We start from the raw sequence: 19795 nt of genomic DNA on the forward strand, positions 1-19795 counted from the left end.
CTTATAAGCGGTCTGATGAGACAACCACTGATGTCGTGTGAACCGTCGATGATACTGCAATGCACCAGCGCGGTAAATGAATCGGCGGAACTTTTTGCAAGACCGCACCGGCACGGGGCAAACTCGCGACAATCGCGTATGGCGTCACGAAGCCAGCATGTCTGCACTTGAATACAGGAGTGGCAGAAGGCAGCTGTTTTTTGCTAGGATCGCAGACATTTCCGGGGTGCCACAGGACGAGTCCGGCACATTCGGCTTGGCCTGACCGCCCAACTGCTGTTTTCGCCTGCATGGCCACCGACAAGGAACTCTCAGACTTTCTCGCCAGCGTCGAACGTCGCGCCTTCAAACAGGCCGTGTTCGCCGTGCGTGACGATGAAGCTGCGCTGGACATCGTGCAGGACGCCATGATCAAACTGGCGGAAAAATACGGCGACAAGGGGGCCAACGAACTGCCGCCCCTGTTCCAGCGCATCCTGCAGAACACCATCCACGACTGGTTCCGGCGACAAAAGGTCCGGAACACCTGGGTCACCCTGTTCTCGAACCTCCGTGACGACCGCGACGGCGACGACAGCGACCTGCTGGACACGCTGGAAGCCCAAAGCGGCACAGAGATGGCTGAAAGCAGCGCCGACAAGGTCGAGCGGGCCCAGGTCATGCATATCATCGAGCAGGAAATCCAGCGATTGCCCACGCGTCAACGCGAGGCTTTCCTGATGCGTTACTGGGAGGATATGGACGTCGCCGAAACCGCAGCCGTGATGGGCTGTTCGGAAGGCAGCGTCAAGACGCACTGTTCCCGCGCCACGCATACGCTGGCGCAAGCGTTGCGTACGCGGGGAATCCGACTATGAGCAGAAACGAACGAGATATCCAGGAACGGCGCTTCGCCCATGAGATCCGGGTGGCACTCGATGCCTCCGCGGAGGCGCTGCCGCGGGACATTTCCGAACGGCTTGCCGCCGCGCGGCGCATGGCGCTGGCCGCCAAGAAGGCAGAAGTACGCGCTCACGTGCCGCAACTCGCGCTGCCGGGCGCACCGCATGGCTACGCCTTCGATGACGAGGACGACACCCCGCTGCACCGCGCTGGTGCGTGGCTGCGCAAGCTGGCGCTGGTGTGGACGCTGATCGCGCTGGGTGCCGGCCTGATGGGTATCTATCACTGGCAGCAGCAGAAGCGCGTCGAGGAACTCGCCGATGTCGACGCCGCGATGCTGCTCGACGACCTGCCTCCGACGGCATACGCCGACCAGGGCTTCCACGTGTTCCTGAAGCGGGACCGCGACCAATAAGATGGCCTGCGCACCTTCCCGTACCGACGCATTCCGTCGCCGGCTCGCCGCTCTTTGCGCTGCCGGCGCAACCCTTGCTGCACTTTCCATCCATTCCGTGATGGATGAGGCCCACGCACAGGGGCCGCAGGCCCAGTCGGCCAGCCAGCCGGCGGCGCGCCCGGTCATCAACGCCCACCCGACCTGGCAGGAACTGTCCGCATCGCATCGTCAGATCCTGGCGCCGCTGCAACCGCTCTGGGACACCATCCCGGAACTGAACCGCCGCAAGTGGCAGCGCATCGCCGATCTTTACCCCACGCTCAAGCCCGAAGAGCAGCAGCGGCTGCAGGAACGGATGACCGAGTGGGTCCGGATGACGCCGCAGCAGCGCCGCCTGGCACGCGAAAACTACCAGATCACGCGCCAGCTGCCGGCGGAAAAGAAAGCGGAAGCGTGGGATCGCTATCAGCAACTGCCTGAAGAGCAGAAGAAGAAACTGGCCGCCGCCGAAAAGGTGCCGCGCCGCCCGGGCGCCGTGAGCGCGTTGCCATCGGGCAAGCGCCCGCCGGCCGATACGACCCGGCAGCTCCATCATCAGGGCCGCCCGGCCAGTGCACCGGAAGCCACGCCGGCCTCCGCGCCTGCGGCACCGGCATTGGCGGGAGCATCGGCGGCAACCGCGCCGGTGGCTCCAGCCCCCGCGCCAGCCGCGCCGGTTGCCGCGATGCCGGCCTCGCCCGCCCAGGCACCGACGCTTTCGCCGCCCGTGACGGGCGAAGCGGCCACTGACTTCAACCAACCCGAATCGCAGCGCCCGTAATACCCCCGCCGGGCACCTGGCCCACCCTTGTCAGGTTCCGCGCCCCCTGGCCTTCCCCGCCAAGACATCCCGCAATGGCCAGCGATGCGCCGTTTGGCATAATGGCCGCTTCCCCGATCCGTCACGCGCCATGCCTGCCGCCACGCCAGCCGCTTCCGCCCAGACTCCAGCCACGCCACCACGCACGCCCCCGCTGGGCCGCCGCCTGCTTTGCATGCTCTATGAAGGCGTGCTGCTGTTCGGCGTGCTGATGCTCGCCAGCGCCGTCTCGGTCCTGGCCCGCCCGCTGCTGGTGCAGCTTGGGCTGAATCACGTGTACGTCGACCAGGTCTGGATGTTCGTCGTCCTCGGGGTCTACTTTTCGTGGTTCTGGCAGCGCAACGGCCAGACACTGGCGATGCAGACCTGGCGCATCCGCCTGGAGACGGGCGCCGGCCAGACGCCGGGCTGGCCCAAGGCGATGCTGCGCTACGTGCTGGCCTGGCTGTGGCTGCCGCCTGCGGCAGCCGTGGGACACGCGATGGGCCTCACCCTTTGGCCATTCATCGGCGTACTGACCGCCGGGCTGTTCATTTGGATGTCTCTGGCCTGGCTCGATCCGAGCCGCCAGTTCCTGCACGATCGCCTGGCCGGCACCCGCCTGACCGACCTGCGCCCGCTGCAGCCATGAGCCTGACGGCCGCCGCCCTGCGTCGCGTCGCCGTGCTGGTACAGACGACGGCGGCGTGCGGATTGGCGGCCTGGCTGGCACTGGGCCACGGCTGGGCATGGGCGCCGGCACTGGCCGCAGGTCTGGCCGCCGTCCTGCTGGCCTTCGGCGCCAGCGTTGCGATGGCATTCGGCACCACGCTTGGCGGCCTCGGCATCCCACGCAGAGACCGGCTACCGCTACCGGACCAGGCGCCCGCGCGTCACCGCCTTGGCACAGGCGCCGCGCTGCGCTGCTATCTGGCCGAATGCCGGGCTGTCTTCCGCATGTTCAACTGGCTGCAGCCATTCCGCTCGCGGCTGACCCTTGCGCAGCCGCCTCGGCCCCTGCCCGATACGCCTCACGTATTGCTGGTACACGGCTACGGCTGCAACCACGCTGTCTGGCTCGACATGGCGCCGGCGCTAGCCGCCGCAGGCTACTGCTGCGAAGCCATCGATCTGACGCCGGTGCTTGGCGACATCGACGACTACGCCCCGCCGCTGCTGGCGCGCATGCGCGAGATGCAGGCGCGCACGGGCCAGGCCCCACTGCTGGTGTGCCACAGCATGGGCGGACTGGCCGCACGCGCCGCGCTGGTGCTGGCGGAACAGGCCGGCGGCGGCGCGCCCTGCGCGGGCATCGTCACGCTGGGCAGTCCGCACCAGGGCTGCGCGCTGGCGCGCTTCGGCAGCGGCGTCAATGCGCGGCAGATGCGATGGCAGAGCCCATGGCTGACCACTCTGGCCGCCGCCGAGACCCCGGCGATGCACGCGCGCATCGTTTCGGTTTTCAGCTGGCACGATTCCATCGCCGGCCCGCCGGGCACGTCGTGGCTGGACGGCGCGCAGCACCTGGCGCTCGACGGCATCGGCCATGTGTCGCTGCTGCGCGACCCGCGCGCCACGCAGGCCACGCTTGCGGCGCTGGCCATGCTCCAGCGGCAACCCGCCGCCACAGCCATCGGCGCGACCCACTAGCCGTCGCGGCGCGCCACGGCCCGCAAGCTTCATGTGACATTCATGTTTCCGTCACGGCTCCGTCATGCGGCGCTGGCTCAATGCAGCCATCGCCGACACCGGGGCCACCATGGTTCAAGCCATCCGATCTGCACGCGGGAGTTTGTCGAGGGTTGCGCAGCGTTTGCGCGGCAAGCCTGACACGACGCTCTCGATGTCTGCCGCCTTTGCGGCGTTCATGCCGCCGCAAGCCGATCTGCCCCCTGCCCGCGCCACCCCCCTGCAAGACACCGCCGACGCCGGCACCCGCCCCGTGGCCGCCGGAGAACCTTCCGCGCACCGCTACCGCGCCATCTGGCTGTCCGATATCCACCTGGGCACGCCGGGCTGCCAGGCCACCTATCTGCTCGACTTCCTCAAGCACAACGACTCGGACGTGCTCTACCTGGTGGGCGACATCATCGACGGCTGGCAACTGCGCCGTGGCTGGTACTGGCCGCAGAGCCACAACGACGTGGTGCAGAAGCTGCTGCGCAAGGCGCGCAAGGGCACCGAGGTGATCTACATCCCCGGCAATCACGACGAAGGCGCCCGCCAGTTCGACGGCCTGGCCTTCGGCGACGTCAGCGTGCGCGAAGACGCCGTGCATGTGACGGCCACCGGCAAGCGGCTGTGGGTGGTGCATGGCGACCTGTTCGACGGCGTGGTCCAGCATGCCAAATGGCTGGCCTACCTGGGCGATTCGCTCTACACGATGATCCTGGCGCTGAACCGACACTTCAACCGCGTGCGCGCCCGGCTGGGATTCGACTACTGGTCGCTGTCCCAATACCTGAAGCACCAGGTCAAGAACGCAGTGAGCTACATCAACTCGTTCGAGCACGCGATGGTGGACGAGGCGCGCCGCCGGGGCTGCGATGGCGTGGTCTGCGGCCACATCCACAAGGCCGAGATCCGCGAGGTGGACGGCCAACTCTACTGCAACGACGGCGACTGGGTGGAAAGCCTTTCGGCGCTGGTGGAGACCATGGAAGGCGAACTGAAGATCGTCTACTGGACCACGCTGATCGATCCCCCGGAGCCGGCCACCCGCCGGCGTCGCCGGACTGCCGAGATTGCGGCCTGATCGCGGTCTGATCGCCGCCCGATCGATGCCTGATGAAGCCTGACGGTGCCGGGTGCACGGTCCCGTCAGGTACGCGAGCCACCGCCAGTCCGCAGCGCCCCGCGGCCTGCCTGGCGTGGGCCGCCACCCCACAACACCACGGCGCAGCCGCCCCAAGGAGCCTCAATGAGAGTCATGATTGTCACCGACGCGTGGGAACCGCAGGTCAACGGCGTGGTTCGCACGCTGAAGTCGACCCGCCGCGAACTCGAAGCCATGGGTCACACGGTGGATCTGCTCACCCCGCTGGAATTCCGCACGGTGCCCTGCCCGACCTATCCGGAGATCCGCCTGTCGATCCTGCCGGCCACCAAGGTCCGCCGCCGCATCGACACCTTCCAGCCGGATGCCCTGCACATCGCCACCGAAGGCCCGCTGGGGCTGGCCGCGCGCGCCTACGCCCTGAAGCATCGGCTGCCGTTCACCACCGCCTATCACACGCGGTTTCCGGAATACGTGCAGGCGCGCTTCGGCATGCCGCTGGCATGGACCTATCGCTTCCTGCGCTGGTTCCATGGCCCGGCGCGTGCCGTCATGGCCCCGACCCCGGTGGTGCTGAAGGATCTGCACGACTACGGCATCACGCACGGCGTACTGTGGACGCGCGGCGTGGACCTGGACGTCTTTACCGCGCAGCGAGCAAACGTTTTAAACACCGCACATCCGATCTTCCTTTACGTGGGCCGCGTTGCCGTCGAAAAGAACGTCGAAGCCTTCCTGCAGCTCGACCTGCCCGGCTCCAAGTGGGTGGTGGGCGATGGCCCTGCGCTGGCCACGCTGAAGGCGCGCTATCCCACGGCCAACTACCTCGGGGTGCTCAAGCAGCCTGAACTGGCGAAGGTGTATGCTTCGGCAGACGTCTTCGTGTTTCCCAGCAGGACCGATACCTTCGGGCTGGTTCTGCTGGAAGCACTGGCCAGTGGGCTGCCTGTGGCGGCGTACCCGGTGACGGGTCCGATCGACGTACTGGGTGACAGCCCCGCCGGCGTGATGCACGAAGACCTGCGGGAGGCCTGCCTGGAAGCGTTGCGCATCGACCGCGCAACCGCACGTGCCCATGCGGAGAAGTTCTCGTGGCGCGCGGCATCCGAGCAGTTCCTTGCGCATCTGCGTCCGTTGCCCAGCGCGGCGGACGAATCCGACCACCCGGAATCTTCCGTCGCACCCGCTCATGGCCAAACCCCAACCCACGCTACCGCCCGATCCGTCGCTGCATCGGCCGACCGCCACCCGGGTGGCGGCTGAAGTGGAAACCGAATATTCGATCGCCAACAATCCGCACAAGGGCAACCGCGGCCTGACGCGCGCCTGGCATGCCGCGATCAACTCGCTGTCGGGCCTGCGCTACGCGGTGCTCGAAGAAAGCGCGTTTCGCCAGGAACTGACGCTGGTGGTCATCCTGACGCCATGCGCGTTCATCCTGCCGGTGTCCGTGGTCGAACGCGTGATGCTGCTGGGCACGCTGTTGCTGGTGCTGATCGTGGAACTGCTCAATTCGAGCGTGGAAGCGGCCATCGACCGGATCTCGCTGGAACGCCACAGCCTGTCCAAGCGCGCCAAGGACTTTGGCAGCGCCGCGGTGATGCTGGCACTGATCCTGTGCGGCGGCACGTGGATAGCGATCGGCGGCCCGCACGTGGTGCGCTGGATCGGGATGCTGCTGAACTAGCGCGCCTGAACCGGCCCGTCTCAACTCGCTGTTTCGCCAGAAAGCAGAACGCCGCCATCGCTGGCGGCGTTTTCTTATCCGGATGGGCTGTCAGGCTTACGTCTTCTCGCGTCCTGCCTGCCACTTGTCCACGCGCACGCGCGGCGCGGCGGCCAGCTGGCCGAGCAGATCCTGCGACGATGCCGATACGTGCAGCATGTCGGCGTGTACCTGCTTCAGGAATCCCTCGCCCACGGCGTGATTCAGGAAGGCCAGCATGCCGTCGTAGAACCCGGCCACGTTGAGCAGGCCCACCGGCTTGTCGTGATAGCCAAGCTGGGCCCACGTGAAGGTCTCGAACAGCTCCTCGAACGTGCCCACGCCGCCGGGCATGGCGATGAAGGCGTCAGAGCGGTCAGCCATCATCTGCTTGCGTTCGTGCATGTTGCGCACCACGTGCAGCTCGGTCAGGCCGCGATGGCCCACTTCCTTCTGCATCAGCGCGTCGGGAATCACGCCGATGGCCGTGCCGCCGTGCGCCATCACGCTATCGGCCACGATGCCCATCAGCCCCACCTTGCCACCGCCGTAGACCAGCGCCAGGCCCTGCTCGGCCATGGTCTGCCCCAGTGCCTTGGCCGCTTCGGCATATTCCGGCCGGAAGCCGGGGCTGGAACCGCAATACACGCAAACGGATTTCACTTTTTGTCCTTTTCGGCCTTGGCCGCCTCGGCCGCCGCCTTTTCCGCGGCGTATTCACGCGCCAGCTGGTCGAACGCTTCGCGCGCCTTGCCGCGCAGGTACGGCGCCAGGATCGAGAAGATGTGATAGCTCGACCCGTGCAGGTAGCCACGAATCTGCTCCGGATCGTTGTACTGCCGCGGATGCTGCACGAACTGGAACGACAGCCAGTACGTGGCAATTACAACAATATTGGTACACACCGCGTCGACCTGCTCGGGCGTTGCTTCCATGTCGCCGTCCTCCTGGAACTGGCGGCAGATCTCCAGCGCGAAGCGCTTTTTCTGGTCGACGATGCGCTTGAAGTTGGTCTCCAGCATCCGGTTGCGCGCCAGCAGGTCGTTGATGTCGCGATACAGGAAGCGGTAATTCCACAGGAACTCGGACATGTACTGCAGGTAGCCCCAGCTCTCGCCCAGCGTGGCCTTGTGGTCTTCCGGCATCTTCAGGCGGCGCTCCATCTCCTGCTCGAAGCGCACGAAGATCGAGTTGATGATGTCGTCCTTGTTGCGGAAGTGGTAGTACAGGTTGCCAGGGCTGATATCCATGGCTTCCGCAATCGTCGTGGTAGTGACGTTGGGCTCGCCAAGTTCATTGAACAGGCGCAGCGACACGTCGAGGATGCGGTCTCGGGTACGGCGCGGACCGGCTTGCGGTTTGGCTTCCATGAGTATCGGAAAGACTGTGGATCGGCAGGATTGGGATTATAAGCACACCGGGCCAGGCACCCCCCAAAGGCGGCGCCCAAGGCACTCCATGCGCCTAGAAGCGCGATCCGGGCTGCTTCAGGAATGCCAGTTCTTCGGCGCTGCTCTCGCGCCCCAACATCGCGTTCCGGTGCGGGAAGCGGCCAAAGCGCGCGATGATCTCGTGGTGCTTGACCGCCCACTCCACGACATCGACCCGGCCTGCCGTGTCCACGCGCAGCGCGGTGGTTTCGCGCACGGAGATATTCTGGTCCGCCAGCGACTCGGCATGCTCGAACGGCAGATAGCAGAACTCGCGATGCCAGCCCGTGGGCAACTGCCGGTCCCAGCCTTCGGCCAGCATGCGCCGCGCCACGGCCAGCGCCTGCGCATCGGTGGCAAAGCTGCGCGCTTCGCCACGGAACATGTTGCGCGGGAACTGGTCCAGCAGCACGATGCGCGCGCAGGCGCCCTCGGGCGTCACCGACCAGTCATCGTCGGCCCCGTCATGCGCGGCCTGCCAGGCCGGCAGGAATTGCGCGCGGATCCTGGCATCGAAGTCGTCCGACTTGGCGAACCACTCGCGCCGCGACACATCCCATTCGGGCGACCCGGGCAAGCCGAACCAGAACGCGAGCACGGCCTGCGCCGTCGCCGGCAGCGCCTTAGCGCTGGACATTGCGCATCCAGTCGGCGGTCTGGAACAGCGCCTGCATCAGGCGCATCTGCAGCGACTCGGGCAGTCCCACGTCCTGCATGGCCAGCGCCATGCAGCGCATCCACTGGTCGCGCTCGCTGGTGCCGATCTCAAACGGCATGTGGCGCGCCCGCAGGCGCGGGTGGCCGAAGCGCTCGATAAAGTAGTTCGGGCCGCCCAGCCAGCCGCACAGGAACCAGAACAGCTTGTCGCGCGAGCCGTCCAGTGTCGGCGGGTGCAGCGCGCGCAGCCCGGCGAATTCGGTTTCCAGGTCCATCAGGTCATAGAAACGGTCCACCAGTTCGCGCACGCGCCCTTCGCCGCCAATCAGTTCGTAGGCGGTGATGTCTTCGCGGTTCTCTTCGGGTTCTGCAGGTTCGGTAATCATGGCCAATCAGTTCACATCGCGCAGCGTGGCCAGCGCCGGCTGCCGCAGCACCTCGCGCAAGCCGAGCCAGCCGCCGGCAAAAGCGCACAGCATGCCAGAAACCACGCCGACCGGCACAATCCACGCGTTGAAGCGATACGGGAAGTCGAACACGAACTGCGACAACCCCCAGCCTATGGCAATCGCGCCCAGGCTGGCCAGGAAGCCCGCCAGGCCGCCCACCACCAGGAATTCGGCATACTGGGTCTGCCTCACCAGCGACGCCGGCGCGCCAAGCGCCTTGAGCAGGCCGGCGTCTCGCTTGCGCTCGTCGCGCGCACCGGACAGTGCGGCATAGAGCACTGTCACGCCGGCCAGCAGCGTGAAGACGAACAGGAACTCCACGGCCGCGATCACCTGATCCAGCACATTCTGGATCTGGCGCAGGATCAGGTCGGTGTTGACCACGGTGATGTTCGGAAACGCGGCGGTCAGCTGGTTGCCCAGCGCCGCCTTGGCCGGCGGCAGGTAGAACGATGTGATGTACGTCTCGGGCAGCCCCTGCATCTTCGCCACCGGCAGGATCACAAAGAAATTGACGCGCATCGAGCCCCATTCGAGCTTGCGCAGCGATGTCACCGGCGCCTCGACGATCTGGCCCGCCACGTCGAAGCGCAGCGTATCGCCCAGCCGGATATGCAGCGTCTTGGCGATGCCCTCCTCCACCGACGCCCCGCCTTCCCACCGGCCGGCCACCACTTCGTTGCCGTCAGGCATCTTGTCCATGTACGACAGGTTGAACTCGCGCTCCACCAGATTGCGCGCACGGCCGTCGGGGTAGCTGCTGGCCTGCACCGGCCGGCCACCGATCTGGATCAGGCGCCCGCGCACCATCGGAAACAGCAGGTCATCGACGTCGCTCTTCGCCAGCATCGCGCGCAGTGGCTCGCGCTGGTCAGGCTGGATATTGATGATGAAGCGGTTCGGCGCGTCAGCCGGCGTGGCGTTGCGCCAGGAATCGATCAGGTCGTTGCGCGTCATGCCCAGCAGCAGCAAGGCCATCAGCCCCACCGCCAGCGCCACGGTCTGCAGCACGGTCACGCCACGGCGCCGCTCCAGCACCGCCAGCGCAAAGCGCCAGCCCACGCTGCCACGGGCGCGCCCGCGCATCGTGCGCGACAGCGCCATCAGCAGCCCCAGCGCCAGCAGCGCAAACACCACTCCGGCCCCGGCGAATCCGCCCGCCGTGGTCAGCCCCAGCTTGAGATCGCGCGCCGCCACCATCAGCAGCGCCACAAAGGCGCCCAGGCCCAGCGCATAAGCCACCCAGGTGGAAATGGGCGGCACGCCCACGTCGCGCCGCAACACGCGCAGCGGCGCGATGCGTGTCAGCGCCAGCAGCGGCGGCAACGCAAACCCCGTCAGCAGCACCAGCCCGGCCGCCACGCCCACCAGCGCCGGCACCCACGACGGATGCGGCAGCGACACCTGCAGCAGGCCGCCCAGCGACATCAGCAACCCGTAGTGCGCCGCGTAGCCCAGCGCCACGCCCACCAGCGCGCCACCCAGTCCCAACAACAGGAATTCGATGCTGAACGCCGCCAGGATCTGGCCGCGCGACAGGCCCATGCACTTGTACACCGCGCAGGCATCGGTGTGGCGCTGCATGTAGCGGCGCGCGGACATCGCAATGGCCACCGCGGCAATCATCGACGACAGCACCGCCACGAGCGACAGGAACCGCTCGGCGCGATCCAGCGTCGCGCGCATTTGCGGCTGCCCCGACTCCAGCGATTCCACGCGCGTATTGCGCAGGTGGCGCTGTTCGATCTCGGCGATGGCCCATTTGCGGTAGGCGTCGCCTGCGGCGTCGGGGCCCGCCACCAGCAGGCGATAGGTCACGCGGCTGCCCCAGCCGATCAGCTTCGTGGCATCCAGGTCCGACATCGGCAGCAGCACGCGCGGCGCGAAGTTCATGAAGCCGGCGCCCCGATCCAGTTCCTGCGTGATGATCCGGTCGATGCGGAACGTCTTGGTGCCAAGCTGCAGCCCGTCGCCAACCCGCAGGTTCAGGGCGATCAGCAGCGCCTCGTCCACCCACACCGTACCGGGTGCCGGCACACCTTCCGCGTTCGATTCCGGCCCGCCCGGCGTCTGCGTGACCTTGAGCCGGCCGCGCAGCGGATAGCCGTCGGTCACGGCCTTCAGCGCGCCCAGCTGGCTTGGGGCTTCGCCCTGCGCCGGCGCGCCGCTGGCGCGTGCCGTGGCCATGCTTGGGAAGGTGACGGTCTGCGCCACCTGCAGGCCGTCGCGCCGGGCACGGTCACTGAAAGCGGCGTCGAATGGCTGGTCGGAGATCAGCAGCACGTCGGCGGCGATCATCTGCCGCGCATCGCGCTCCAGGCCCAGGCGCATACGGTCTGCCAGGAAGCCGACGCTGGTCAGCGCGGCCACGGCCAGCACCAGCGCGAACAGCAGCAGCGTCAGTTCGCCGGCCAGCCAGTCGCGGCGTGCCATGCGCAGGGCCTGGCGCCACGCGGAAAACCTTGCTTGAGGAACAACGGAATCGGAGGCAGTCGACATGTTCGGCTGACAGTTGGAAAAAAGGGCTCAGGGACGATGCGGCGGCCGGGGCTCCGGTTGCGCCTTGTCGCGCAGGCTGGCATGCAGGCGCCGTGCGCCGCGCCACAGCTTGGGCACCAGCCATGCGGCAAGCACCAGGAACAGCACCAGCAGGATCAGGAAGACCACCGGCAGGAAGAACGCCAGCAACAGCCCGCCCACCGTGCCGACATCCTCGGTGAATGAGGCCACCCAGTTGGAAAAAGGTTCGGGCGACACATTGATCAGCGCCCGCGTGCCGGCCTTGGCGGCGTGGGCGGTGCCCGCCAGCGTGCCGCCGATCAGGCCAGCGGCGACCGTCCACTGCGGGTCCATGTGGCCAAACGCGGCGGCTGCCAGGATCGCCCCTGCCGGAATGCGGATAAAGGTCTGGATGCCGTCCCAGACGGTGTCGAAGCCGGGCACCTTGTCGGCCACGAACTCGGCCACCGTCATCGCCGCGGCAACCCCGATCACCCACCAGGACGACAGCACGTGCAGGCCCGATGGCAGGTCAAGCCAGCCCAGGCGGGCCAGCACGCCCGCCGTCAGCACGGCCAGGTACAGGCGCAGGCCACTGGCCCAGGACAAGCCCGCAGCCAGCGCAGCGGTTTCCAGCATGGAAGCTCCTCGCGATCGCGCGCGCGTTCAACTTCCGGTGAGTGTAACGCCAGCTGCGGTCAGGGGCCTTCCTTGCCGTCCGGGCCGTACCACGGCAGCGCCTCCTGCGGCGTCAGGACGCCCGTCGGCTCGGCCGCACGATAGCCGGGCAGCTGTTCCAGCCGCCGCGCAAAGGCCGGGTCGGACAGCAGCGACAGCAGCCCCTGCATCCACGGCGCGGTCTGGTCGTTCTTGCGGATGGCCAGGTAGTAGGCCTCGTGCGTGAGCGGCACGAACGTCAGCCCGCGTGCCTCGGCATTCATGCGCAGGCCAAAGCCCACCTGCGCACGCCCGGCATGTACGGTTTCGGCCACCTTCTCGTTGCTGAACTCGGTTTCGTCGTACCCGTTGATCTGGTCGGGATACAGGCCTTGCGTCGCCAGCAGCTGGTCGAACAGCATGCGCGTGCCCGAACTGCGCTGGCGGTTCACAAAGCGCGCGCCGGTACGCGGCAGGTCGCGCAGTTCCCGCAGCTCGCGGGCCAGGTCCGGCGCCACGATCAGGCCCTGCTCGCGCCAGGCCAGGCGCACCAGCCGCACGGTTGCCGGGCGCAGCCACTTGCGCAGCGTCACGTGTGCCACCGAGCCCGCCGTCTGGATTGGCGATACATAGAAGCCGGCCAGTTCGGACTGGCGCTCCTGCAGGCAGACCAGTGCTTCGACGCTGCCGCAGAACACGGTGTCCAGTTGCAGCGGCATGGGCTTTTCGCGCAGCGCAGCGGCCAGGGTCTCAACGGCCGGGTCGTGGCTGCCCGAAAAATGCAGCACGGTCTGCGGCGCCGCCGCGTCGTCGAGTTCGCTCAGGAATTCCACCATGGCCCGCTGCATGGCCGGATCGATCGTTTCGCGCAGGCGCAGTTCGGCTCGCAGCAGGCGCTCGCCGAAGCGCGTCAGCGATGCGCCCCGGCCGCGCTCCATGTCGAGCATGGGCCGGCCCAGCATGTCTTCCCATGTGCGCATCACGCCCCACGCGTGACGATAGGACAACCCGATTTCCTGAGCCGCGCGGTGCAACGACCCCGTTTCACGCACCGCCTTGAGCAGCTGGAACACCTTGCCATTGGCGCGCGGATTGTCGTCAGCGGCGATCACCGGAAACAGGTCGAAACGGAATGTCATATGTTCTGCCTTGCATAACTACGCGACTATGTGGCTCGATGACAAGCGTTTGCCCCGGTTTCCACGACGATTTTGGCCATTCTCCATGGCAATCGCCGCGATGGCAATTATGATACTTTCAGCATAAGTACAGACGCACCGGCCCCGCGCAAGTACAGCGCAAGGCACATCGGCCAGGCTTAGCTGGCCGGTGCGGATTCCAGGCGGGGAAGCTGGGGCAGGTCGGAGGCCACCTCGGCGATCATGCGGCGCAGCCACATCACGTCCGGGGCGGCATGGCAGCGCTCGTGCCAGAGCTGGTAGAAGCGCATGCGCGGGAACGGCACCGGCGTCGGCACCATGCGGATGGGCAGGTATTGCGCGTAATGGGCGGCAAACTGGCGGCCCGTGGTGAACACCATGTCGGTCTTCATCAAAACGTAGGGCACCAGGCCGAAATACGGCAGCGTGACCTGGATGTTGCGCTTGTAGCCCTGCTCGGCCAGCGCCTGGTCGATCATGCTGCGTTGCATCGACGCATACGGCGCGGGCGCCAGGTGCGGCATTTCCAGGTAATGGCGCAGCGTCAGCCCGTGGCGGGCCAGCGGGTGCTGGGCGCCCAGCATGCAGACCACCTCGTCGTCGAACAGCGGCGAGATGTGCAGGTGCTCGGGCGGCGACAGCCAGTTGCCGACCACGATGTCCAGATGGCCCTGCTCCAGCGCATCCAGGAAATCCGTGGACTGCGTCATCGGATGCACGAACAGCTTGGCGCCAGGCGCCAGCCGGCGCACGCGCTCGACGATATTGGGCAGGAAGAACGCGTCCAGGTAGTCGGGCGCGCCCAGGTGGAACGTGCGCGTGGTGGTAGCGGGATCGAACTGCTGCGGCGGACGGGCGATGCGATCCATCGCCGCCAGGCTCTGCTCGGCCAGCAACAGCAGTTCGCGGCCGCGCTCGGTTGGCACCATGCCGCTCTTGCCGCGCACCAGGATGGCGTCGCCGGTGATTTCGCGCAGCCGCTTGAGCGTGTTGCTGATGGCCGGCTGCGACTGGCCCAGGCGGACGGCGGTGCGGGTCACGCTCTGCTCGGTCAGCAGGGTGTGCAGTACCCGCAGCAAATAAGTATCGAGATGGTCGCGTCCGTGCATGGCAGATGCCACCGTGCTCTTTTGGCTGGGCGCGGGTGGCGTGGGGGAAGGGAACGGCGCATAGTGTAAGACAGCCACCCCCGCTGCGGTCAAATCCGGGCCCTCGTCCCAATGCACTACGGGTAGACCCGTAGATCGCCGCCAGGCCGCCCCGGGGCTGCGATTGCGGGGACGCGACGCCGATGGGCACGCGCCTTGATGGGGCATATCACATGGGCCAAATATTGCAGGAAATGGCCCGGTGCTATGTTTCCGCCATCCCCGAAAGAGAGAAGACCATGGAGACGCAAACCATCCGCTTTTTCCACCGCGGCCAGGTCCAGGAAGTATCCGACGCCCCCGTGACCCGTACCGTGCTGCAGTACCTGCGTGAAGACGTACGCTGCACGGGCACCAAGGAAGGCTGCGCCGAAGGCGACTGCGGTGCCTGCACCGTGGTGATCGGCGACCTGAAGGCCGACGGCAACGTCGAATTCAAGGCCGTCAACGCCTGCATCCAGTTCCTGCCGACGCTGGACGGCAAGGCCCTGATTACCGTCGAGGACCTGCGCCAGGCCGACGGCGCCCTGCACCCGGTGCAGGAAGCGATGGTCGAATGCCATGGCTCCCAGTGCGGCTTCTGCACACCCGGTTTCGTGATGTCGCTGTGGGCCCTGTACCAGCAGCACACGCCCGGCGGCGAACCGCCCGCGCGCCAGGAAATCTGCGACGCCCTGACCGGCAACCTGTGCCGCTGCACCGGCTACCGCCCGATCGTCGACGCCGGCCAGCGCATGATGGCCCTGCCTGCCCCGACGGCCAGCCGCCTGAACCCGAAGCAGATCGCCGACACCCTGCGCAACCTGAAGCGCGGTGAAACGTTCCACTACAACGTGGCCGGCCAGCACTTCTACGCCCCGCGCACCGCCGCCGAGTTCGGCGCGATCAAGGCCGCCGAGCCTAATATCCGCATCCTGGCTGGCAGCACCGACGTGGGCCTGTGGGTCACGAAGCAGTTCCGCGAGCTGGGCAACCTGCTCTACGTGGGGCAGGTGGAAGACCTGAACACCGTTGCCGAGCGCGATGGCTTCATCGAGATCGGCGCCGCCGTGACGCTGGAAAAGGCCTACGCCGCGCTGAACGACGCCCATCCCGAACTTGAGGAACTGTGGAAGCGCTTTGCCTCGCTGCCGATCCGCAATGCCGGCACGCTGGGCGGCAACGTCGCCAACGGGTCGCCGATCGGTGATTCCATGCCCGCGCTGATCGCGCTGGGCACCGAGGTGGTGCTGCAGCATGGCACCGTGCGCCGCACGATGCCGCTGGAAGACCTGTACCTGGCCTACCAGAAGACGGCCATGGTCGAAGGCGAGTTCGTGGCGGGGCTGCGCGTGCCGGTCAAGGGCCCGCAGCATTTCCGCACCTACAAGCTGTCGAAGCGTTTCGACGAGGACATCTCCGCCGTGTGTGCCGCCTTCGGTATTACGGTCGAGAACGGCATCGTCACCGCCGCGTGCATCGCCTTTGGCGGCATGGCCGCCACGCCAAAGCGCGCCGCGCTGGCCGAGGCCGCGCTGACCGGCCAGCCCTGGAACGAAACCACCGCCCGCGCCGGCATGGCCGCGCTGGGCCAGGACTACACGCCGCTGACCGATATGCGGGCCACCGCCGACTATCGCAGCCGTGGCGCCGCCAACCTGCTCTATCGCTTCTGGCTGGAAACGCGCGATGGCGCGCTGCCCGCCGCCATGGTCAACGTCCGCGCGCCGGGGGCCGGAAGCCCCATGGATGCCGGTGAAACCGTGAGCGCCTGAGGAGAGCCAGCATGAACAAGCAAACCGAACCCTTCCTGCTCGACGCCAGCGTGGCCGCCGAATCCACCCCGGTGGTCGGCATCTCGCGCCCGCACGAATCGGCCCACCTGCACGTGGCCGGCACCGCCACCTACACCGACGACATCCCGGAACTGGCGGGCACGCTGCACGCCGCGCTGGGCATGAGCACCAAGGCCCACGCCCGGCTGAAGACCGTCAACCTGGACCGCGTGCGCCGCGCGCCCGGCGTGGTGACCGTGCTGACCGTGGACGACATTCCCGGCGTCAACGACTGCGGCCCGATCATCCATGACGACCCGATCCTGGCCAAGGATCTGGTGCAGTTCATCGGCCAGCCGATCTTTGTCGTGGTGGCGACGTCGCACGACGCCGCGCGCCGCGCTGCCCGCCTGGCCGACATCGACTACGAAGACCTGCCGCCGGTGCTGACGCCCGAGGCCGCGCATGCGGCGGGCAGCTACGTGCTGCCGCCGATGCACCTGACACGCGGCGAGCCGGTCAGCCACCTGGACGCCGCCAAGCACCGCAACAGCGCGAAGGTCCAGCTCGGCGGCCAGGAACAGTTCTATCTGGAAGGCCAGATCGCCTACGCCGCGCCGCGCGAGAACGACGGCATGCACGTCTGGTGCTCGACGCAGCACCCGACCGAGATGCAGCACGCCGTGGCCCACATGCTGGGCTGGCACGCGCACCAGGTGCTGGTGGAATGCCGCCGCATGGGTGGCGGCTTCGGCGGCAAGGAATCGCAGTCGGCCATGTTCGCGTGCTGCGCGTCGCTGGCCGCCTGGAAGCTGCTGTGCCCGGTCAAGCTGCGCCCGGACCGCGACGACGACATGATGATTACCGGCAAGCGCCACGACTTCACGTTCGACTTCGACGTGGGCCATGACGATGACGGCCGCATCGAGGGCGTGCGCGTGGAAATGGTGTCGCGCGCCGGCTTCTCGGCCGACCTGTCCGGCCCGGTGATGACGCGCGCCATCTGCCACTTCGACAACGCCTACTGGCTGCCGAACGTACAGATCGACGGCTACTGCGGCAAGACCAACACCCAGAGCAACACCGCGTTCCGCGGCTTCGGCGGCCCGCAGGGTGCGTTCGCGATCGAGTACATCCTCGACAACGTGGCGCGCAACGTGGGCAAGGATTCGCTGGCGGTGCGCCGCGCCAACTTCTATGGCAAGGGCGAGCGCAACGTCACGCCGTACGGCCAGCTCGTGGAAGACAACGTCATCCACGAGCTGATCGACGAACTGGTGGCCACGTCCGACTACCAGGCACGCCGCGCCGCCACGCGTGAATTCAACGCGAAGAGCCCGGTCCTGAAGAAGGGCATCGCCATCACGCCGGTCAAGTTCGGCATCTCGTTCAACGTGGCGCACTACAACCAGGCGGGCGCGCTGGTGCACGTCTACAACGACGGCTCGGTGCTGGTGAACCACGGCGGCACCGAAATGGGCCAGGGCCTGAACACCAAGGTGGCGATGGTGGTGGCACACGAACTGGGCATCCGCATGGAGCGCGTGCGCGTGACCGCCACCGACACCAGCAAGGTGGCGAACACATCGGCCACGGCAGCATCCACGGGTGCCGACCTGAACGGCAAGGCCGCGCAGGACGCCGCGCGCCAGATCCGCGAGCGCCTGGCGGGTTTCGCCGCCCGCAAGGCTGGCGTGGACCCCGATGCGGTGCGCTTCAACGACGACCTGGTGATCGCCGGCGAACTGCGCCTGTCGTTTGGCGACCTGGCTCGCGAGGCCTACGTGGCGCGCGTGCAGCTGTGGTCGGACGGCTTCTACACCACGCCCAAGCTCCACTGGGACCAGAAGGCGCTGCACGGCCGGCCGTTCTACTACTACGCCTATGGCGCCGCGTGCTCCGAGGTGATCGTCGACACGCTGACCGGCGAATGGAAGCTGCTGCGCGCCGACGCGCTGCACGACGCCGGCAAGTCGCTGAACCCGGCCATCGACATCGGCCAGGTGGAAGGCGCGTTCATCCAGGGCATGGGCTGGCTTACCACCGAGGAACTGTGGTGGAACCAGAGCGGCAAGCTGATGACGCACGCCCCGTCGACGTACAAGATCCCGACGATCAACGACTGCCCGGAAGACTTCCACGTGCGGCTGTTCCAGAACAGCAACGTCGAGGACAGCATCCATCGGTCGAAGGCCGTGGGCGAGCCGCCGCTGCTGCTGCCGTTTTCGGTGTTTTTCGCGATCCGCGACGCGATTGCAGCCGTGGGTGACTACCAGGTCAACCCGCCGCTGCGCGCCCCCGCCACCAGCGAAGCCATCCTCGATGCAGTGGAAGCCGTGCAGGCCGTAATGGCCACGCAGGCCACCACCACCGAAGCCGTACCCGCCTGACGCCAGGCACGCCAGACAGCCAGAGAGCAAGAGAGATCACCATGCAGGACGCCCCGCTCAAACCGTTCCGCTTCGCCGATGCCGCCCGCTGGGTGCGCGCCGGCGTGCCCGTGGCGATGGTCACCATCGTCGAGGTCAAGGGGTCCGCGCCGCGCGAGCCCGGCATCCGCATGCTGGTCACGGCCAGCGATCTGGTAGGCACCATTGGCGGCGGCCATCTGGAATGGCGCGGCATGGATATCTCGCGGGCGATGCTGGCGAACCGCCATGTGCGCGGCAATCCGCATCGCCGCATCGAACGCATTCCGCTGGGCCCGGCCCTGGGCCAGTGCTGCGGTGGCGTGGTGAAGCTGGCATTCGAGGTACTGGGCGAAGCCGACCTGGCGTGGCTCGATGCCGTCGAGACCGCTTTCAGGACAGGCCGCGCGCTGCAACGCACGGTGCCGCCGGCCGGCGCGATCACGGTCGAAGCCAGCCGCGCGCTGTTGCCCACCGCCGTGCTGCGGGCCGACGATACATGGACCGACACGCTCGTACCCGACGACATGCACGTGGTGCTGTTCGGCGCCGGTCACGTGGGCCATGCGTTGGTCAAGGTGCTGTCGACGCTGCCGTGCCGCGTGCACTGGGTGGACGAACGCGACACGCTGTTCCCTGGCGGGCTGCCCGACAACGTGGAAGCCGAAGCCACCGACACGCCCGAGGCCGTGGTCGACCAGGCACCGGCCGGGTCGTACTTCATCGTCATGACGCACAGCCACGCGTTGGACCAGCAGCTCTGCGAGCGGATCTTCCGCCGCACCGATTTTGCCTATTTCGGCCTGATCGGCTCGAAGACCAAGCGCGCCAGGTTCGAGCACCGCATGGTGGAGCATGGCGTTGACCCGGCGCGCCTGCCGGAAATGACGTGTCCGATGGGTGTCGCGGGCATCACCGACAAGGCACCGGCTATGATTGCGGTTGCCATCGTCGCCCAGCTGTTGCAGGTTCGCGAGCAGCGCATCGCCGCGCTGCGTGCCAACCGGCTGGAGGCGGTGCTTCCGTAACAGCACA

19 protein-coding genes are annotated in these 19795 nt (G+C 67.2%); 11 read left to right on the forward strand and 8 right to left on the reverse strand.

The window, feature by feature from the left end; translation table 11 throughout:
* Nucleotides 1-290: 290 nt before the first annotated feature.
* The 8 genes from CYJ10_RS20360 to CYJ10_RS20395 all read left to right on the forward strand — a co-directional run bounded on the left by CYJ10_RS20360 (nucleotide 291) and on the right by CYJ10_RS20395 (nucleotide 6580).
* Complete coding sequence (locus CYJ10_RS20360) at nucleotides 291-857, forward strand: RNA polymerase sigma factor (protein ID WP_101683276.1); 567 nt, start codon at nucleotides 291-293, stop codon at nucleotides 855-857.
* Entirely contained in the window at nucleotides 854-1297 is a 444-nt protein-coding gene (locus CYJ10_RS20365) for a DUF3619 family protein (RefSeq protein WP_101683277.1), read from the forward strand. The genes CYJ10_RS20360 and CYJ10_RS20365 overlap by 4 nt, the downstream gene beginning before the upstream one ends.
* 1 nt (nucleotide 1298) lies before the next feature.
* Complete coding sequence (locus CYJ10_RS20370; protein ID WP_101683278.1) at nucleotides 1299-2099, forward strand: DUF3106 domain-containing protein; 801 nt, start codon at nucleotides 1299-1301, stop codon at nucleotides 2097-2099.
* Between the two features lie 130 nt (nucleotides 2100-2229).
* Nucleotides 2230-2769, forward strand: coding sequence for an RDD family protein (locus tag CYJ10_RS20375; RefSeq protein WP_101683279.1), 540 nt, complete (start codon nucleotides 2230-2232; stop codon nucleotides 2767-2769).
* Nucleotides 2766-3767: an esterase/lipase family protein gene (locus CYJ10_RS20380; protein WP_101683280.1), complete on the forward strand. Its 1002-nt coding sequence runs from the start codon at nucleotides 2766-2768 to the stop codon at nucleotides 3765-3767. The genes CYJ10_RS20375 and CYJ10_RS20380 overlap by 4 nt, the downstream gene beginning before the upstream one ends.
* Before the next feature lie 109 nt (nucleotides 3768-3876).
* On the forward strand, nucleotides 3877-4872 hold the full coding sequence (locus tag CYJ10_RS20385; protein ID WP_101683413.1) for a UDP-2,3-diacylglucosamine diphosphatase: 996 nt from the start codon (nucleotides 3877-3879) through the stop codon (nucleotides 4870-4872).
* Nucleotides 4873-5037: 165 nt separating this feature from the next.
* Nucleotides 5038-6156, forward strand: coding sequence for a glycosyltransferase family 4 protein (locus CYJ10_RS20390; protein ID WP_101683281.1), 1119 nt, complete (start codon nucleotides 5038-5040; stop codon nucleotides 6154-6156).
* Nucleotides 6083-6580 (forward strand): diacylglycerol kinase, encoded by a 498-nt coding sequence (locus CYJ10_RS20395; protein ID WP_101683282.1) that lies wholly within the window; start codon nucleotides 6083-6085, stop codon nucleotides 6578-6580. The genes CYJ10_RS20390 and CYJ10_RS20395 overlap by 74 nt, the downstream gene beginning before the upstream one ends.
* Nucleotides 6581-6676: 96 nt before the next feature.
* Here the strand turns inward: CYJ10_RS20395 and CYJ10_RS20400 are convergent, their stop codons facing one another.
* The 8 genes from CYJ10_RS20400 to CYJ10_RS20435 form a co-directional block, all read right to left on the reverse strand.
* Nucleotides 6677-7261 (reverse strand): LOG family protein, encoded by a 585-nt coding sequence (locus CYJ10_RS20400; RefSeq protein WP_101683283.1) that lies wholly within the window; start codon nucleotides 7259-7261, stop codon nucleotides 6677-6679.
* Nucleotides 7258-7968: a TetR/AcrR family transcriptional regulator gene (locus CYJ10_RS20405; RefSeq protein ID WP_101683284.1), complete on the reverse strand. Its 711-nt coding sequence runs from the start codon at nucleotides 7966-7968 to the stop codon at nucleotides 7258-7260. The genes CYJ10_RS20400 and CYJ10_RS20405 overlap by 4 nt, the downstream gene beginning before the upstream one ends.
* A gap of 94 nt (nucleotides 7969-8062) precedes the next feature.
* The gene (locus tag CYJ10_RS20410) at nucleotides 8063-8665 is read right to left on the reverse strand and encodes a DUF924 family protein (RefSeq protein ID WP_101683285.1); all 603 of its coding nucleotides are present in this window, start codon (nucleotides 8663-8665) and stop codon (nucleotides 8063-8065) included.
* Nucleotides 8652-9071, reverse strand: coding sequence for a group II truncated hemoglobin (locus tag CYJ10_RS20415; RefSeq protein ID WP_101683414.1), 420 nt, complete (start codon nucleotides 9069-9071; stop codon nucleotides 8652-8654). The genes CYJ10_RS20410 and CYJ10_RS20415 overlap by 14 nt, the downstream gene beginning before the upstream one ends.
* A 6-nt stretch (nucleotides 9072-9077) precedes the next feature.
* Complete coding sequence (locus CYJ10_RS20420) at nucleotides 9078-11633, reverse strand: ABC transporter permease (protein WP_101683286.1); 2556 nt, start codon at nucleotides 11631-11633, stop codon at nucleotides 9078-9080.
* 27 nt (nucleotides 11634-11660) lie between these two features.
* Complete coding sequence (locus tag CYJ10_RS20425; RefSeq protein WP_101683287.1) at nucleotides 11661-12272, reverse strand: DUF4126 domain-containing protein; 612 nt, start codon at nucleotides 12270-12272, stop codon at nucleotides 11661-11663.
* A 59-nt stretch (nucleotides 12273-12331) separates the two neighbouring features.
* Nucleotides 12332-13429, reverse strand: a complete 1098-nt coding sequence (locus tag CYJ10_RS20430) for a substrate-binding domain-containing protein (RefSeq protein ID WP_101683288.1) — start codon at nucleotides 13427-13429, stop codon at nucleotides 12332-12334.
* Between the two features lie 179 nt (nucleotides 13430-13608).
* Nucleotides 13609-14559 carry a LysR substrate-binding domain-containing protein gene (locus tag CYJ10_RS20435; RefSeq protein WP_101683289.1) on the reverse strand — a complete coding sequence of 317 codons (951 nt, stop codon included), beginning with the start codon at nucleotides 14557-14559 and terminating at the stop codon, nucleotides 13609-13611.
* 278 nt (nucleotides 14560-14837) lie between these two features.
* Here CYJ10_RS20435 and xdhA point away from each other — a divergent pair, with 278 nt between their 5' ends.
* From xdhA to xdhC, 3 genes are read left to right on the forward strand one after another with little or no spacing between them, the layout of a single operon-like run.
* The gene (gene xdhA, locus CYJ10_RS20440; protein ID WP_101683290.1) at nucleotides 14838-16352 is read left to right on the forward strand and encodes a xanthine dehydrogenase small subunit; all 1515 of its coding nucleotides are present in this window, start codon (nucleotides 14838-14840) and stop codon (nucleotides 16350-16352) included.
* Nucleotides 16353-16363: 11 nt separating this feature from the next.
* Nucleotides 16364-18742, forward strand: a complete 2379-nt coding sequence (gene xdhB, locus CYJ10_RS20445; RefSeq protein WP_101683291.1) for a xanthine dehydrogenase molybdopterin binding subunit — start codon at nucleotides 16364-16366, stop codon at nucleotides 18740-18742.
* 41 nt (nucleotides 18743-18783) lie between these two features.
* A complete protein-coding gene (gene xdhC, locus CYJ10_RS20450) occupies nucleotides 18784-19788 on the forward strand; it encodes a xanthine dehydrogenase accessory protein XdhC (RefSeq protein ID WP_101683292.1) in 1005 nt (334 codons plus the stop codon).
* Nucleotides 19789-19795: the final 7 nt, after the last annotated feature.

Source organism: Cupriavidus pauculus (assembly GCF_002858765.1).
GTDB classification, from domain to species: domain Bacteria; phylum Pseudomonadota; class Gammaproteobacteria; order Burkholderiales; family Burkholderiaceae; genus Cupriavidus; species Cupriavidus pauculus_B.